The organism is Spirochaetota bacterium, from assembly GCA_026414805.1.
In the GTDB taxonomy this organism is placed as follows: domain Bacteria; phylum Spirochaetota; class UBA4802; order UBA4802; family UB4802; genus UBA4802.
Genome location: JAOAIH010000037.1, coordinates 14851 through 32293 on the forward strand (window position 1 = coordinate 14851; position 17443 = coordinate 32293).

General features: G+C 36.2%; 10 protein-coding genes. 6 read left to right on the top strand and 4 right to left on the bottom strand.

The genetic code is table 11. The annotated features are described in order from the left end of the window. Positions 1-26 precede the first annotated feature (26 nt). The 3 genes from N3F66_08880 to N3F66_08890 form a co-directional block, all read right to left on the bottom strand. Complete coding sequence (locus N3F66_08880; protein MCX8124263.1) at positions 27-521, bottom strand: hypothetical protein; 495 nt, start codon at positions 519-521, stop codon at positions 27-29. Between the two features lie 83 nt (positions 522-604). Further along, positions 605-2989 (bottom strand): tetratricopeptide repeat protein, encoded by a 2385-nt coding sequence (locus N3F66_08885; protein ID MCX8124264.1) that lies wholly within the window; start codon positions 2987-2989, stop codon positions 605-607. 28 nt (positions 2990-3017) lie between these two features. Beyond that, positions 3018-3728, bottom strand: a complete 711-nt coding sequence (locus tag N3F66_08890; protein MCX8124265.1) for a tetratricopeptide repeat protein — start codon at positions 3726-3728, stop codon at positions 3018-3020. A 458-nt stretch (positions 3729-4186) separates the two neighbouring features. On the opposite strand from N3F66_08890, the gene N3F66_08895 reads away from it, so the two are divergent. From N3F66_08895 to N3F66_08915, 5 genes are all read left to right on the top strand, one after another. After that, the gene (locus N3F66_08895; GenBank protein MCX8124266.1) at positions 4187-5341 is read left to right on the top strand and encodes a DHH family phosphoesterase; all 1155 of its coding nucleotides are present in this window, start codon (positions 4187-4189) and stop codon (positions 5339-5341) included. A 194-nt stretch (positions 5342-5535) separates the two neighbouring features. Beyond that, the gene (locus tag N3F66_08900) at positions 5536-7383 is read left to right on the top strand and encodes a VWA domain-containing protein (GenBank protein MCX8124267.1); all 1848 of its coding nucleotides are present in this window, start codon (positions 5536-5538) and stop codon (positions 7381-7383) included. Between the two features lie 103 nt (positions 7384-7486). Then, positions 7487-11494 (top strand): carboxypeptidase regulatory-like domain-containing protein, encoded by a 4008-nt coding sequence (locus tag N3F66_08905; GenBank protein MCX8124268.1) that lies wholly within the window; start codon positions 7487-7489, stop codon positions 11492-11494. 260 nt (positions 11495-11754) lie between these two features. Next, entirely contained in the window at positions 11755-12936 is a 1182-nt protein-coding gene (gene dinB, locus N3F66_08910) for a DNA polymerase IV (GenBank protein ID MCX8124269.1), read from the top strand. Positions 12937-12939: 3 nt separating this feature from the next. After that, positions 12940-13356, top strand: coding sequence for a hypothetical protein (locus tag N3F66_08915; protein ID MCX8124270.1), 417 nt, complete (start codon positions 12940-12942; stop codon positions 13354-13356). Positions 13357-13366: 10 nt separating this feature from the next. Here the strand turns inward: N3F66_08915 and N3F66_08920 are convergent, their stop codons facing one another. Continuing rightward, on the bottom strand, positions 13367-14788 hold the full coding sequence (locus tag N3F66_08920) for an acetyl-CoA hydrolase (protein ID MCX8124271.1): 1422 nt from the start codon (positions 14786-14788) through the stop codon (positions 13367-13369). A gap of 756 nt (positions 14789-15544) precedes the next feature. On the opposite strand from N3F66_08920, the gene N3F66_08925 reads away from it, so the two are divergent. After that, positions 15545-17443, top strand: a 1899-nt coding sequence (locus N3F66_08925) for a hypothetical protein (GenBank protein ID MCX8124272.1), incomplete at its 3' end; no start/stop codon positions are given.

A 17443-nucleotide genomic window follows, 5' to 3' on the forward strand; every position in this document is an offset into this window, starting at 1 on the left:
CCCTCAATAAAAATTGTAGTGCGCCTTTACTTACACTGCAATGACGCCAGTTTATGTTTTAATCTGCTTTCATATATGCGGATGACCGCAGTTTTGCTGTAATCTTCATTGTAATACGTTACTACAATCACCCGTTTATCAATATATGGTTTTAGTTTTGGTAACAGACAATCATTAAATGAGCTATCGCCCATGCTATTATTGTGCAACTGTACTACTGCACCATATAATTCCTGGTAACATTGCGTTTCAAGTGTTTTTATTAAATTAATGTGTGCACTTTCCCTGTTAGATACAAGGCCTTCAATCCCAGGATCAGGACGTGCAGTTATGATACATTGATAGCAATCATCATTAAGGAATCCATTTGTTGTAATGTCATTGCTGATTGATTTTATATACGATTCATTGTATGTGCACGCTTGCACCAGTAAAAGCATGATGCAAAAAAACATAATTACAACAGATTTTATTATTTTCATTGGTGAGGAAAAGAAATGAAAAAATATACGGTTTTGCATTGGCATACCAGGTTATTCAAAATAATCAATTTAATATACAAAAATATAACAAATCGTTATAAGTCAAATAAAAAATTATACAATCACTGCTTCTTTAGCATAGCAATAATATCGCGTATCTGGTCGGCTTTGGGGTGGTTTGGCTTTATTGAAAGCAACTTTTCAAAATGGTATACAGCCTTTTCATTATTTTTGAGCTTTCGGTAATATATCATCCCTAGTTCTTCATGTGCATCAGCGAGTGAAGTGTTGATTTGCAGTGATCGCTCAAATTCCTTTACAGCCTGGTCAAAAACACCTTTTTCTTTATATGCTACTCCCAGAAAGAAATGTGCCTGGTCATTCATTGGCGATAGGTCTATTGCTGTCTTGTATTCTTCAATAGCTTCATCGTTCATATTTGCAGCTAAATAGGCATTAGCAAGATTATAATGAGCTTCAAACGATTTGGGATCATTTATAGTTGCCTGTTTAAACTGCTCTATTGCCTTATCATGGAGTTTATTCTTTTTGTAAAGGTTGCCAAGATTTATATATGCCTTGGTATAGTTGGGGTTTTTAGTGATAGCTAGTGAATAGTATTCTATAGCCTTGTTGTCATCGCCTAATCCTTCATAGGCTTTGCCCAATTCATACAAGGTTGGTGGGTCATCATTTTTGATTGATAATGCTTTGGTGTACAATGAAATGGCCTGGGTGTAATTTTGCTTTGTGGCTGCAATGAGGCCTAAATTAAACAATGCCTGAAAGTATTCTGGGTCAGCTTCAAGTGTTTTATTGTAGAACGTCTCAGCATTTGAATATGATTTCATTTCATGATAGGTTTCAGCTATTTTAAACAGTGTATCAGGGTTGTTTGGACGCAACTCTCTGTCTTTTGTGAAATAATCTAATGCCACTTTATAATTCTTTTGTTTAAGATAAATATCGCCTAAATTAAAGTATGCCCTGTCTAGATTAGGATCCTGTTCAATGGATTGTTTTAAATCCTTAATTGCTGCTTGCAGGTTATTCATTTTATATTGAGCCAGGCCACGGGCATAGTAAGCTTTTGCAAATACAGGCTTTTCTTCAATAGCTTTGGTAAACTCATTGACTGCTGGAGAGTACTTGCCTTCAGAATAATAGATGAGCCCTAGGTGATAGTGAGAATCAGCATTCTTTGGATTTGCGATTATTGCATTCTGGAATGATTTGTTTGCCTCTTCATCCATCTGGTTGTGGTAGTAGATGCGTCCCATCCAGTAATGCGAGTGGTCATCAGTTTTGTCAAGCTGTGTTGCCTTTGCATACGCCTTGAGTGCCTCATCATACTTCTTTTCTGCACGATATTTGTCGCCCAGTTCACGCCATTTAAGTGCCGATTCATTCACTTGATTTGCTGGTGTTGTTTGAGGAGCTGTGTCTGATAAATCCTTTGATTCCTTTTCTCTGCTTATTGTCTGTGGTGTAGAAGATTCTTCTTTTTGTTTGGGTGCTACGGCAAATTGTTGAGTATCAGGCTGGCTAATGATAGAGGGTTTTTGTAAATTTGATAGTGCATTTGCATATTTGTTTTTTAAATTTTCATCATTACTGTTATAGCTTAATGCCTGCTTATAATAATCTGCTGCTTTAGCCAAGTTGCCCTGTGAAGCATAGATGTCGCCAAGCTTTTCAGCAGAAAGAGCATCACCAGGATCTTTTGACAGTGCAGTTGAATATGCACCAACTGCATCGGGTATTTTATTCAAAGCTAAGTATGCATCACCAAGGGCACGGTAGTATTTCCCTGTGCCTGGTGATAGTGTAATAGCCTTCTGGTATTGAGGGATTGCTTTTGCATACTGCTTTTTGTGCACATAGAGGTTGCCAAGATTGTAGTACCCTTCGGGATCACTGGGATTAGCTTTGATGCCTTTTTTAAGGATATCCTCTGCTCCTTTATAGTCACCTTTTTTCATGCGCTGTTTTGCAATATTCCAGTAACTTTCCTGGTATTGCGGTGCAACTGCAATAGCACTTTTATATTCTTTAAGGGCTTTATCTAATTTTTCCTGTGTATCATATACGTTGCCCAACTTATTATATGCCTGTGGATATTTTGGAAAATATTTTTTTGCTAGTTCCAACGTTTTGATTGCATTTTCATAGTCGCCTTTTAAAGCATATGCGTGCCCCAACTCGTTGAGTGCATTATAATTATCAGGTTGCACAGCTAATGCTTTTTTATAGTAATCAATTGCTTTATCAATGTTGCCTATTTCTTTATAAAGATTTCCTAATTTTATCAGGGTATCCACATCATTAGGGTTTGTTTCTAAAATCTTTTCATACAGCTCAATCTGCTTTTGTCGGATATCAACAATATCCTTTAGTGCATCGCGTGAACGCGACAAAAAATGATAGCCGCCAAAAAGCAGTAAAAGTACCAATGCAACAACTCCTGCAATCTTAAGATTGCGGTAACGGTCATAATAGTATGCCATATATACCCTCTAAAATTTTTATAATATGTTATAGTTCGTCGTCACGGTAAATTTCTTCAAGTTTGTTCTTTGTTTTCTTTGTTTCGTGACCGGCTTTTTTATCTGGAGCTTCTCGCTGCACATCATCAAGCATTATCCCGCCAAGATGTAACGCTTCTTCAATTGATACATCGCTTCCCGGTGGTGGAAGAACAAATTTTGGGTCTTTTAATAATTCAATTACTCTTTTTATTTTTTCATATTGGGGATCTTCAGGAGCTATCGCCAAAAATTTTTCCCAGGATTCTATTGTTTTTTCTTTATCCCTGAGCAACATTAAATATGTCAAGCCAATATGGTAATATGCAAATTTCAGCTGTGGATTTAAGCTGAACGCTTTTTTAAAATATGCCAGAGCTTCCTGTGGCTGCTTCTTATAATAGTACACCTGCCCAATGCGGAATGCATCCTCTGCACTCTTTGGATTTAACTCCATCGCTTTTATGTACAGTTGCAGTGCTCCATCATAACGCTTCTTATAAAGGAAAATATCACCAAGATACGAGTATGCGAGGGCGTTTTCTGGATTTGCTTTCAATTCTTCCTGAAATAAAAGCTCCGCTATCTCAAATTTTTGCTGATAGAAATATTTCACACCCTTTTTAAATGGGGTTTCGTCATCCTTTTTAGCGGCTAAGGATATAGTATACGCGATAGTTACTGATAAAACTAGTAGGCTATGTAAAAGTATTTTCTTCATATTTCTATAATTATCGGCATCACATAAATCAAAGGCTTACGAAAAAAAGCAAAGGTAATGTTTCAGCAGATAAACACTGTTGTAAAAAAGAATGCCATCATTGCAAGAAATGCAACAATAAATCGCTTCCATTCAAAATCCATTAGCACCTCCTTAGAAAATAGCTTGTGTATACATCTTTTTGGGCTTTATACGGAATATTTAGTGCATGCAGAGCATGGATCAATTCTTACCATAAATTAAAAAATTAAAAAAACACCGTTCAGGATGACTTATCTCCAAAATATCCTAAAAACCTCTTCCTTACACAAGCTATGACTAATCATTAGCATTATCATTATTTTAAAATACTCAATAAAATGATGCCAGTCAAGCATAACAGTACATAAAAAAAAATATGCTATTGACATTTTATTGATGATGTTCTATATTTACTGTCAATAATACTGGTACTATACATGCCTAAAGAAGGGTTTACAACAGCAAAACAAAAAAATGACTGCATTGAAGCAATAATTCAGGAATTAGTAAACCGTAACGGGTTTCTTGTGTTAGGGCACAAAAATCCTGATGAAGACTGTGTTGCTTCAATGATTGCATTTGCTCTGCTGGCAAAAAAATTTGATAAGCAGGTGAAGATATTTTCGTCTAAAAAAATTCAGGAAAACTTTAAGTACCTTGTTGATATTGCAGTGTATAATCGCATAGATGTGGTATCATCACTCCCTCGCTCGTTTTTGATTGATACCATAGTCATCTGCGACACGGCAAAGCCATCAATGATAGATGCCAACAGAACTGTACTGCAGCTTTTAAAAAAAAGCCACATTCGCAAGATAGAGATAGATCACCATATTGGTGCCGATAGCGACTATTCAGGCGATACAGGATACTGCCTTGTTACAGAGGCATCAAGTGCAAGTGAATTAGTAGGGCAGATAGCTCTCAAGCTAAGGGCAAAAAAAGATATCCTAAAAAAATATGTCATACTTGATCCGCTGTCACGAAATCTGGTGCTTGCAATTTTAACTGGTATCATCGGTGATTCACAGATGGGACGATATCTGAAGTCGTCCAGGGAAAGGAGAATGTACAGAATATTCAGCACTCTGTTTAATGATATATTAAGTACATCTACCATTAAAGAAACCAATATCACCAACATGAATCAGATATTTGAACAGTTGAAACAGGCATCCGAAAAAGAAAAACGTTGTTTTCAGTATATAAAGAAAAAAAGCAAAGTGTACAAGTCAGTTGGGTATGCAATACTGTCAGAAGATGATATGCGCTATCTGTATGAAAACTTTGATGATGATGATATTATTTCTACTACCCGCACACTAGCAGATATGCTGGCTGAAGATTCAGGAAAAGTTGGTTTGGTGTCGTACTATGATGTTGCTGAAAAATCAGATCTTATACAATTCCGGATGCGCCGAAGCCAGAATTATAAAAACTACGATTTGAGGGATTTCCTTAAGGTAATGAATATTGAAAATGGCGGAGGCCATGAAGGTGCAATTGGTTTTAGAGTCACCAAAGACGTAATTGATGATTATCAAAAGTATGTAATGTCTATAGTTAAACAAGTAAATTCACTTTTACCGTAAAAATCTTTTACGGATATTACAATTTCTTGAAGCTATGTAAACGTGTATAAAATATGTATAATAGAGAGTCATCCTGAACTTGATTCAGGATCTTAAATAAAATGAAATACACCTCAAAAATTTGGAATGGTGATGGTACGATTTAGCATCAAAACTGTAATGAATTTTGTGAAATCATATTTGGAGGGTATGCTATGAAAAAAATCATCATGGTATTATTCTACTCTTTAATTTCTATTACAGTAGTTACGTTTTTTTTGCAGTGTGCTGGTAAAGCAGTGAAAGAGGGGAAGCCAGCTGCTACTGAAGAGACTGCCACAGATATGCTATCAAAGGTAGATGAAAGTGAAGCAAAAACCTCTAAAGCCCTTAAAGCAGAAAGCTTAAAGGAAGAATCATTTACTAAAGAAGCTCCCAAGACAAAAGGATTAGCTCCCAAAAAACTAGAAGGCACAAAGCAGGTTTCTGGGCTCAAAGCAGGCTTTGCAGATGATAACAAACAGTTCAACTACTATGTCAATTTTTTGAGAGATTATAAGGATAAAGTTCCTCACTATCCCATACAAATATCTGAAAGAATTATTGTATATTGTAAAGATGTATCAGGTAAGTCAATACCTAATGCTAAAGTTAACGTTTTCAGTGGCAATCGGCTTCTTGAAACAGGCAAAACGTATGCTGATGGGTCGTTCATGTTTTACCCATCCGAATACGATGCAAAATACAAAAAATATTTGCTGGTGTTTGAAGCATTGAATACAAAAGCTGAGCTGACCATAGACAGGCAGGGCAAACGGGAACACACTGTAACCTTGCAAACACAGAGGCCACAGTATAAAAATGTCCCACTGGATATAGTGTTTGTATTTGATACAACCGGAAGCATGGGTGAGGAAATTGCCCGCCTTAAAAAAACTATAGAAATTATTAACCTTAATATTGCGTCATTGAGCACAAAACCCGATGTTCGTTTTGGCATGGTTCTCTACAAGGATAAAGGTGATGAATATGTCACTAAAGTAATTCAATTAACCGGGGACCTTGAAAAGTTTCAAAAAGAGTTGGCACTTGTTACTGCTGGTGGAGGAGGTGATGGTCCTGAAGATTTGCAGTCGGCACTTGAAGATACTGTAAAAAAAATTAAATGGAATAAAGATGGAATCCGCCTGGCATTTATAATAACTGATGCAGAACCCCACCTTGATTATGGGCAACAATATACCTATGTTCATGCAGCCCGTGATGCAAAGCAATCTGCAATTAAGTTTTATTCAATAGGCACTGGTGGACTTCCGCTTGCCGGCGAAGTGGTGTTGCGTCAGATATCCCAATACACACAGGGAAGATACATCTTTCTTACCTACGGTGAAACCGGGGAAAGTGAGGGTGGCAGGGAAGGAAGTGTTAGCCACCATACTGGAGCAAATTTTCAGACTGACAAGCTTGAATCAATCATAATACGCTTTACAAAAGAAGAACTGGCATATCTGACTGACCAGCCACTGGAAGAAGGTGAAGCATACTTTGATGCAAAAAAGGTTGAAGATGAAACAAATGAGGAAACCCTACAAAAACTTTTTGATATGGCGATAGCTCAATTAATTGACTACTCAGCAATCAATATACAAAAAGGCGAACCAACTGCAGTGTTGCCCATACAATCATCTGATGCTGCACTTGCAACAAATGCTGAATATTTCACTGAACAGCTTTCGATGGCACTTAGTAAAAACAAGGTGTTTACACAGGTTGAACGTAAAAACATGCAACAGATATTGAATGAAATTGGTCTGGGGCAGACTGGTATAATAGATGAAACTAAAGCTGCCAAAGCTGGCAAACTTTTAGGGGCAAGGATGCTTATTACCGGTAGTATGTATGCAAAGAACAATAATTACGAGCTGTTCCTTAAGCTTATCAGGGTAGAAAGTGCTGAGGTATTGTCAGCAACAAAGGCAATAGTAGACAAAAATTTGGGAGTTGCTGAAGGGGTAAAGAAACCAAAGCAAAAACAGCCGGGGCAAAAAAAGCAAACAAAATAGCATTTTAAAAATTACATTGACTTAATGTAATACATAGTATATTTATGAACTATATAAATACTACATAAAGCATAATTTAATTTTGGCACAAGAGGTTTTATCTATGAAAAGATGGAATTCCTTGTTTGCTGTCATCATTATTATATTAAGTTTTTCTCCTTTTTTATATGCAGCAACACAAACCAGAGATGTAGAATTTATCAACTGTATATCCTGGAACTTTCAGGATAAACCAACACCACAAACGTACTGGTCGCCATATCTTCCAATGCCAACCCAGCAAGTGTTCAGAATGAAGATGGGATTTAGGTTTTCAACAGGAACTATCGCACTTAAAAATTCAGTAAAAGTAAACTTTAGCTGGGATGATACTCAGGCAGTTGCATTTAAGACATTACAACTAAAAATAAAACCATCATTTAAAGATGAAAATTTTAATGTATTTGAAAGTGCATTTGGCCTTTATCTTCCCAATGCTATTGAAATTGGCTTTGTTGGTATATCGGGTGTGCCTGATGTGTTGCCATGGTTTGAACTCCCCTATGATTTTTGGGATTTAGTTGGTTTTATTCCAAAGGTTGGAAGCTACATAGCAAGTGCACAGGATCAGATTGGGGTCAATATGAGTTCAAAAAATAAATTGCCGTTAGGTGGGCAGGCTGAGTATCACGATACACGCGATCTTATCAGTTTGAGTGTTGCAGATTTACTATCAGATCAAAAAAAAGAACAGTTGGCAACAAAGATATTTGATAAAGTTCCATCCAGCTCAAAAACTGCACTCTTGGCAGCTATTAAAGCTGCAAAAAAAGTTAATGATGCAGGTGCAGAAAAATTTGCAAAAGATTTGATTGGCAAAGGGCTTGAAAAACTGGGATCAATGGCATCAATTACTATTAAAGGTGATCCTTACTACACAATCAAAGGCCACTCACTGGTAGTTCTTGTTAAATACTGGATACCTGGTAAAATGAGTGGCAACTACCCAATAACATTTACCAAACCCGACGAAGACTTCACGCTTAACATTAAGTTGCCAGCTTTTATTAAAGAAGGTGATCAGTTGCACGTAACAGTTGAAAGCATTACATATAATTTTACCCTTGAACAAAATCTTAATTTCAAGATTGCTTTTGGAACAATTCCCCTTGTGTCTTCACCTCAGTGGGATGTCATTAATTCACATAAAGTAGTTACGTATTCACAGGCTAAGAAGGTGTTATCTACTTCGGATTGTCTTCTACAGATTCCAATAGCAAAGAGTACAGAAAAAATACTTGATTATAAAGTAAAAACAGGAGTTACCACAGCTACTGTCTGGTGGGCATCGCCTGATGTTATGCTGAAAGGTACAGTAAAAGTATATAAAGGCACACAGCTTGTTGCACAAAAAACCGAACCCACTTTTACCACTTCGCATCAGGTTCAGTTTGCAGGGCTTGAAAAAAATACTACATACAGATTTGTGACAAGTTGCGTTGACAGCCAGGGTTCAGTTTCGCCCGAGATGAGCATAGAAGCTGCCACAAAGGATAAATCGTCATTTTATTTTACCAACAATACACAGGTCCAATATGATTTTGGTACATTTCAAATGAATTTGCCCACTGTAGTGGCTGATACCAATACAATTACTTTCACATGGCCAACCAATGCGCCATCTTCAACCGAAGTGTTTCTGGGGTTGGCTTCGGATTTTTCGGACAACTATGTTGGCTATGTAAAAAAAGGTACCCGAAATCCTGATGGAAGTTATACTAATATAAGCATTGCTAAAGGATATTATGATTCTAATGATAAGCCGGGCGACAGAGTGTTTGAAACCAATCATTCCATAACAGTACCAGGATTGGAACCTGGTACGCTGTATTACTATCGTGTGGCTTCCTGGTTATTTTATGATCCTAATAAAAGAGTAATTGTTACTGAACCTACAGGTACCCCTCTTTATGTTCTTGAATATGTTGGCACAGTCACTACAAAACAGGCTCCACTGTTGAATGTTCAGTGCATAAAAGCAAGTAACAATCAACCGGCAAAAAATCTTGAAGTTATAGTTGCACAAGGTCAAACAAGTCAGGTGTATGTGAGCGATAGTAATGGGTATTTGCCTCAAGTTGTACTAGAAAAAGGTAAAACATATACTGTATCGGTGGTGAATCACCCGTATTTTGCTGATAGGAGTCTTTCAATAACCGTGCCAGCACAGCAGGATGGGTTGATGCAAAAAAATGAATTATTTTTAGCATATAAAAATATACCTGGTGGGTATGTGTACGATAGCCGTGGCAATCCTTTACAGGGAGTAATAATTACTGCAACAAAAGGAACTCAGACAAAGACTGCAACAACCGATACTAAAGGATTCTATGCATTTGATGGTGACTGGTTGGGACAGGGAAGTTTTACGCTATCAGCACAAAAGGAAGGTTATTCAAGTGTGAAAATTCAGGCAGAGGTTGATGCTGGAGGAATTTTTACTGCAAAACCTGCAATATTGAAATCAACATCAATTGAGTTTAACATAATAGCAAAAAATTACAAAGGAAATGTATTGCCTAATGCTAATGTCACTATAAAAGAAGGAAATACCATAAAAGCTACTACAAAAACAAATCAACAGGGAATAGCTCGTATAACATTACCAGGATATACCGATAGCAATGAGCACACATTTACAGTAGAAGTTGTTTCAACTCAAATGGATTCATTGCAGGTTCCTGATTACATGCCTTTTGTAGTTACTGTGACATCATTTGCTGATGACGTGAATGTGATCAATGCAATATGTCAAGCAAATACAACTCCACCATCTGTACTTGCATCATCAATTGCAAGAGTGGCAAATACCTTTGAATTGAATTGTCAACTCAATATGACAGCTGAGTATTCAATAACTCATACCAGACCAGATGGCAGTGTTACAACATCACCTATTGCCAACACGGTACTTAATGAAAACAATAAGCCAATTATTAAAAAGACATACGATATGAGTGGACAACCATATGGTGTGCATACATTCACAATCTATGCAAAGGATAAATATAAAACAAAGTTACACGAAATAATTACGTTAGAGAAAGAATGGAAATATATTGACATTGCAACTTCACCAACAGTGTATCCAAGTTTACAAACTACCAATAATTCAATTATTTTTAAGTGGAAAGCGTGGTATAAAGAATCAGAATTTGGCAAGTATGTGTTGATTCTTGAAAATCCATCAAAAACCATTGAAATACCCAGCTTTGAAACAACAACCTACACGCTTACAGGGTTAACACCTGGAACATTATATTGTGGTACATATAAAGTGTACGATAAAAATGGAAATGTACTTTTTGCAATGCAAAATCCCTCTCAATTTTGTGTACGCACAAGTTCTCAACCGCCGGTAATAAGTAATGTACAGATTACACCAAATCCTGCAGGAACAAATCAGGAAATCAGATTACAGGCATCAGTCAATGACCCTGACACCACTATAGGTAAAGTGACAGTAACATTACAAAAAATTGAAGAAGTGAAAGACGGTAAAGGCAATGTGATAGATAAAAAGATACTTTCCTCAACGGTAGTATATGAAAATTCAAATTTTACCGGAAAAAGTGCAACAATAAATACACGATATACAGTAAACGAACCGGGAACCTACACTGTGCTACTGCGTGCACAAAGTGTTGATCCTAATGAATTTGCTGAATCGTCTCATACGGTGAGTATACTCAAAGAGCTTGATATTTCAGCACCAAAGATTTCACTCTCAGTACCGGTGCAGGTATCATTAAAAGAAGTGCGCGCATTGGGCTATGCGCTGCACATTACTATTATTTCAATTGATGCTGAAGCTGTCGATATGAAAGCCAGCGTAGACTGGGGTGATGGAAATAAGGAATTAGTGGAAATAAAGCCTGATATGCTTTCCAAAACCACAACAGGTAAAGAAGGATCTGCAGATTATCAGAATATATATACAGGGAAAGTTTCATTACCACTTCAATATCAAAAGGCGGGGAAATATGTAATAACTGTATTTGTAGAAGCAAATGCAAAAGGTAAATTGCTTCAATCGGTGCCTGCTCGTGCGGAGGTTGAAGTAATTGAATAACCAATTGCATAATCTACAAACTACTTGTATAATATATATTATTTTTTGGCAAAGTATCATTTGATTTTTTAAAAGCTATCGCTTTTATTATCCAAATAATCTACTTGATGGGATTGCCCATATAGATGGCACATCAAGATGATGAAATTTTTTGCTACGGTAAATGATAAACCCACCACGATAGCATGCCCCACACTTATGCTTTAATACATTCTACTTTTTTTCTTGACACAAATACTATATAAAAGTATAGTATATCCATGGGCCGAATAATCCTTCATGTTGATATGGATGCCTTCTTTACTTCAGTTGAGCAAGTGGACAATCCATCGCTTAAGGGGAAGCCTGTTGTGGTTGGAGCTCTTCCAAAAGGTGGCAGGGGCCGCGGGGTGGTGTCTGCAGCAAGCTATGAGGCACGGAAATTTGGCATCCATTCGGCAATGCCCATTTCAAAGGCATATGCACTATGTCCAAAGGCTGTGTTCTTGCCCCCACGGTTTGACCGATACGTTGAGCTATCGCACACAATTATGAAACTATTGGAACACTATTCACCATGTATTGAACAAATCAGTATTGATGAAGCATTTCTTGATTGCAGCGGTACACTGGGAATATTCAAAAGCAGGGAAAATATTGCGCACAGTATAAAGAAAGAAATTTTTGAAAATACTGGCCTTACTTGCAGCATTGGGATTGCAACTAATAAACTAGTTGCAAAGATTGCATCTGACTTACACAAACCTGATGGACTCACGATATGCCCACCTGGTTATGAAAAAGAATTTTTAGCACCGTTGCCAATTTCAAAGTTGTTTGGTGTGGGGCTAAAAACACAGAAGTATCTGGAGTCATTGGGGTTTTATACCATTGGGGATATTCAGCGTACAAATGAGAGCTATCTTCAAAGCCTTCTTGGCAAATGGGGTAGTGTGCTTTTTCAATTTGCGATGGGCATTGATAACAGACCTGTGGAACAATACGCGCAGGCAAAATCGGTAAGTGAAGAAACAACGTTTGATGTTGATACTAATGATGAAAATAGCATCATTGCAACATTAATTGAACTGTGCCACCGAGTTGTAAGAAGAGTCAGGAAAGATGAGTATTCCTTCAAGACCATCACGTTGAAAATACGATTGGAAGGTTTTGAAACATACACCCGAAGCACAACGCTCAAGCAGCATGCTCGTGATATGGCAACACTGCAAAAAAACATACTGCGCCTTTATACATCATTTGGGCGTGGTAAAAAGAAAGTGCGCCTTGTAGGTGTTCGTGTTTCTAATTTAGTGTGCAATGCAGATGTGCAGATGGATCTTTTTGATACACAGCAACAAAAGATTGAAAAAATTGAAGAGGTCATAGATACTATTCACAGCAGGGGGTTGAACCTCTTGCGAGCGTCAGTTGTAAAACCACCAAAAAAGTTTAAGGGATAACACATGGCACAACGTTTGCGTGAGTATGTACACAATATGGTTGTCCAATGGGGCGTGGAAAATCCTTTTTTTGGCGATAGCACCCAGGGGCAGTTGGTTGAACAATGGACTACAGATTTAGAGGGGCTTGAAATATTTTATTCGTATGTACGAAATAGCAGGTGGATTACAATAACAGTGCTGCCCACAGAAACTGGTATTCATCCTGAAAAATCAATATACCGATGGAAGGGATATATCAATGAACATATTGCTGAAACAGCTGTGTGGTGGGCATTTGAGCTTTTGACTGAAAATGAAGCGCGAAAATTCTTGATACAGAATAAACCTGTGGTGAAGTTTCAATTTATACGCTTGGGGCATCCATATGAATTGATGGTAAAATTTGATGGGTATAACTGGGTGATTGTTGAGGATTGAGTAGTTTAACTTATCCTGAAATTTGTTTGTTAGTGCGTGTCCATATCTTCATCTTTTCGGCTTGTTTTATAAGATCATCCTGGAATTTTGGATGAGCTATGCTGATAAGCTTTTCTGCACGCATCCATGTGGGACAGGCAACCAATTTTACTGCGCCAAATTCAGTAACAATGTAGTCAACCATCTGCCGTGGGATAGTTACCGTTGAGGCAAGTGGAAGCTGCGGTACAATGCGTGACTGAAGCTCGCCTTTGGAATTGGTGTAGGTGGATGAAAGGCATATAAAGCTTTTACCGCGTTTTGACCACTGTGAGCCAAGGACAAAATCCCACATGCCGCCATTGCCGGAAACCTGTCCTGATCCCAAGCTTTCTGCATTAACCTGTGAGAATAAATCCACCTGTATTGCATTACAGATACTTACCATATCGTCATTCTGTGCAATAATACGCGGATCATTGGTATAGTCAACGGGATACGATGCCAATGCTTGATTGTTATGCATAAAATCATACATCCGCTGTGAGCCTATTGCAAAAGTATACACACATTTGAATTTGTCTATGTTTTTCTTTGCGCCATTCATTCTTCCTGACTCAATCATGTCGACGTAAGCATCAACAAACATCTCTGTATGGCCACCTAAATTCTTTAAATCAGACTGTGCGATGAGCTTCCCCACCATGTTAGGCATGCCACCAATACCTAATTGTATACAACAGCCATCATATAAAAATTTCATTACATGCTCAGCTATCTTTTTATCAGTTTCGGTTGGGGGTACGTCGGGTGCAGCAAAAAGCATCTGGGTTTCTGGAGCTTCTACAATGAAATCAACGCGAGAAATGTGAATAGCTTCCTCGGAGCCCCCAAGGCATCGTGGCATATTTTTATTCACTTCAACAAGCACATAGTCTGCGGCATCAATTTTTGCCGAAGTTTCAGAATTCTGTGGTCCTATATTAAAAAATCCCTGGTCATCCATTGGTCCAACCTGCAGCATTGCAATCCATTTAACTTTTTTGCTTTTTTCAGGGCGGTTATAGTAGTATGAACGATAACCAGGATCTATATTTTCATGTGGGTCCTGGTTAAGTAAGTAACGATAATAAAATGGCGCTCTGTGATAGAGGATTGGGCAGTAGTAAGCAGCTTCAACCTGTGTATGAAGTAATCGGGTTAGTTTGCTCCACTGCCAATCGATATAGGTAAAGCTTTCTGGGTGCTTAATAACTTCTGGAACTGGTGGAAGTGTTACTGCTGTATAGATTAATACATCCTTTAATTCAGGCGCTCTCTTTGCCAATGCCTGATCAAGTATAACAGGCTTACCATTGAAAAAACCATAATCTACTACATCACCGCAATCAACAACTTTGACCGCCTGCTCAGGTGTTGTTAACTTGGACCTGTATTCATTCCAGTAATTCATATATTTCCTCCATTTAGGAATAATTTATTAAAAATAATATAATAATACAATAATATAATGTCAATAAAAAATTATATTATAAAATATAAAATTATATATAGATAATATTATATAACCATAGTAACAGTAATGTTTTAATTTTGCAAAACCCATGATATTTATTTTTGAACAAAAAGTTGCTATAACTATAAATAGAAAATCACCCATATATAATTAATGTTTGGCAAAACGCAATTGTAGTGATGTTTCAGCATATATATGATCAGTTGAGCTATAGGATAGTGAATGCTATCGAAAGGTTAAAATATCCTTTGTTATTATAGGGGATTAAGACACTTTTTATAAGTGAGTTGCTTAAATAAATATATCATTGTAAGGTTAAAAAAAATTAATACTAATATTGTTTTGCAGTGTTAAAAAATTCTTTACAAATACAAGTTGCTTGTTACAATGGGCTACGATAAATAAATAATTTAGCAAATTGAAAGCGTAGCTTTAAAAAAAGAATATCAAATTGTGTAAATGGCCAAAGCGGAATACAATATAGTTTAAAATACTTTATACAAATAGAGTGATATACAATTAAAAAATAAAAATAAAATAATTTTTAAAATTTTAAAAAATAATTTTTAACAATATTTGCATGTGTACATATAAAAATGCTTTCTCTATAGTAAAACTTTTAAGGAAGGAATACCTTTTTGCATATGTGTATAAATAAATACAATTTTTGGAGGTTTTTTCATGAGGGTTCCAATGAAAATAATAGTCGTATTAGTTGTTGGTATTATCCTATCAGGTGTTATTGTTGCCACTGCCATTTTAATTGGTAACAATGAAATAAAGCTATACATTGATTATTCTTTGTCAGTACCATATACCGAGATGGCTCTACAAAGCTCAAAGGATATTTTTGTCATTTCGGATATTGATTCAATGAATAAGGACGTGGCACAAAAGCTAATTATTACCTTTACTCCAAAACTTGAATATCGTATAAAACCCCTTGATGCACGTAATTGTATAATAGAAATATTGAATCCACTTCCAGCAAACGAGTATTATTTTACTGTAACAGTTAACAATGTTGATAAAAAGGATTTAAAAATAACGTTGAATAATAAAGAAATAGAGCTGGAAAAGGAGTATTATTTTGTCACGCCGCTTCTAGAGGTCAGTAACTGGTATCGTGATAGTAAATTGTTAAATGCTCCTATTACGCTGAAATTTAATTTCCCTGTATCTTTGGAAATATTGAAAAAAAATATTAGCATAAGTCCAAAAGTTGATTTTGACATTGTGTATGATACAAACGATACAAAAAATACAACAGTGATTGTAAAACCAAAAGATGAAAAAAAAGCAACACAATACAAATTAACAATATCCAGAGAAATGACTCCAATTGGCGGTGTTAAAGGTATGGAGTCAAAGTTTACATGCAATTATGAAACCTTTTACCCTTTCGAATTGATGGAAGTGCAATCTAGCTATGGTAGATATAATAATGACTCGTCTTTTTATCCCGATTATCCAATTGAGTTTATTTTTAACAATCCTATTAAGTTAAAAGAAGATGAATCAATTGCTTCATATATTACAATTTCGCCTAATCCTGGTGGCGTGCAGATAAGTAGATTTGGATCAACAATTTCAATAAGTGGCAATTTTATTGGCAAAAAGAAATACACAGTAACTATCGCCAAAAACTTAAAAGATGACTATGATCAAACGCTGGGTCAAGATATTAGAAAAACAATTACATTTGAACATGCGTTTTCATATTTTTCCTGTCCCACGGGTAATATGATTATTGAAAGTTATCTTGATACAATAATCCCAATACGATTGGTTAACGTTTCTTCATTTACGTGTAAATATTTATCACTGACAAATGATTCAGATATTGCAAAATATATAGCAAGCCCAAAGGAGTATTTTGATGAATATGCAAAAGAAAAGAAATATTCAGTAAACTGGTCATGGGATGTGTATAAAACTATTAAATATGATTTTTCAAAACTTCATAATGCAAAGCATGGTCTTTTTGTGTATCAGATTATTCCTAAAGAAGAAAATCCATATAGCAAATCAAAAGAAATGTATAGTGGAATAATACAAATTTCAGATATTGGGGTAACGGTAAAAGAAACGAAAAATCATATCCTTTTTCACGTTAGATCGCTTCTTGATAATAAACCGCTTGAAGGTGCTTTGGTGTTTTATAGTTATAGTACTAGTCCAGCAAGCATAACCGATAGTAAAGGTGTTGCTATTATACCTAATAGTAAGTGCCAGTTTTATCTGGTGAAACATTCTGAAAGTAGGTTTTATTATTCTAAAGCTAAAGAAAGTTATGATGACGAGTATGATGAGTATGATGATAACAATATTAATACCTTCTCAATACCTCAAAGGTATTGGGGATCAAGCTATCATATAAACAGGCCAGAGATGCTGCTTTTTACTGATAGATATTTATATAAACCTGGTGATGTGGTTCATGTAAAAGGGATTTTTAGATATAGAAATAATGACGAATGGAGCCTTAAACCACTATTCTCACCAATTGGCAATATTGTAATTAAGGTGTTTGATTCTAAGAATAATGAAATTACATCATTTAGAAAAGCTTTAACCCACGATGGTGATGTT

Coding starts and splice junctions, on each gene's coding strand:
- N3F66_08880 (MCX8124263.1), bottom strand. CDS start 521: ATGCAAAACCGTATATTTTTTCATTTCTTTTCCTCACCAATGAAAATA.
- N3F66_08885 (MCX8124264.1), bottom strand. CDS start 2,989: ATGGCATACTATTATGACCGTTACCGCAATCTTAAGATTGCAGGAGTT.
- N3F66_08890 (MCX8124265.1), bottom strand. CDS start 3,728: ATGAAGAAAATACTTTTACATAGCCTACTAGTTTTATCAGTAACTATC.
- N3F66_08895 (MCX8124266.1), top strand. CDS start 4,187: ATGCCTAAAGAAGGGTTTACAACAGCAAAACAAAAAAATGACTGCATT.
- N3F66_08900 (MCX8124267.1), top strand. CDS start 5,536: ATGAAAAAAATCATCATGGTATTATTCTACTCTTTAATTTCTATTACA.
- N3F66_08905 (MCX8124268.1), top strand. CDS start 7,487: ATGAAAAGATGGAATTCCTTGTTTGCTGTCATCATTATTATATTAAGT.
- dinB (MCX8124269.1), top strand. CDS start 11,755: ATGGGCCGAATAATCCTTCATGTTGATATGGATGCCTTCTTTACTTCA.
- N3F66_08915 (MCX8124270.1), top strand. CDS start 12,940: ATGGCACAACGTTTGCGTGAGTATGTACACAATATGGTTGTCCAATGG.
- N3F66_08920 (MCX8124271.1), bottom strand. CDS start 14,788: ATGAATTACTGGAATGAATACAGGTCCAAGTTAACAACACCTGAGCAG.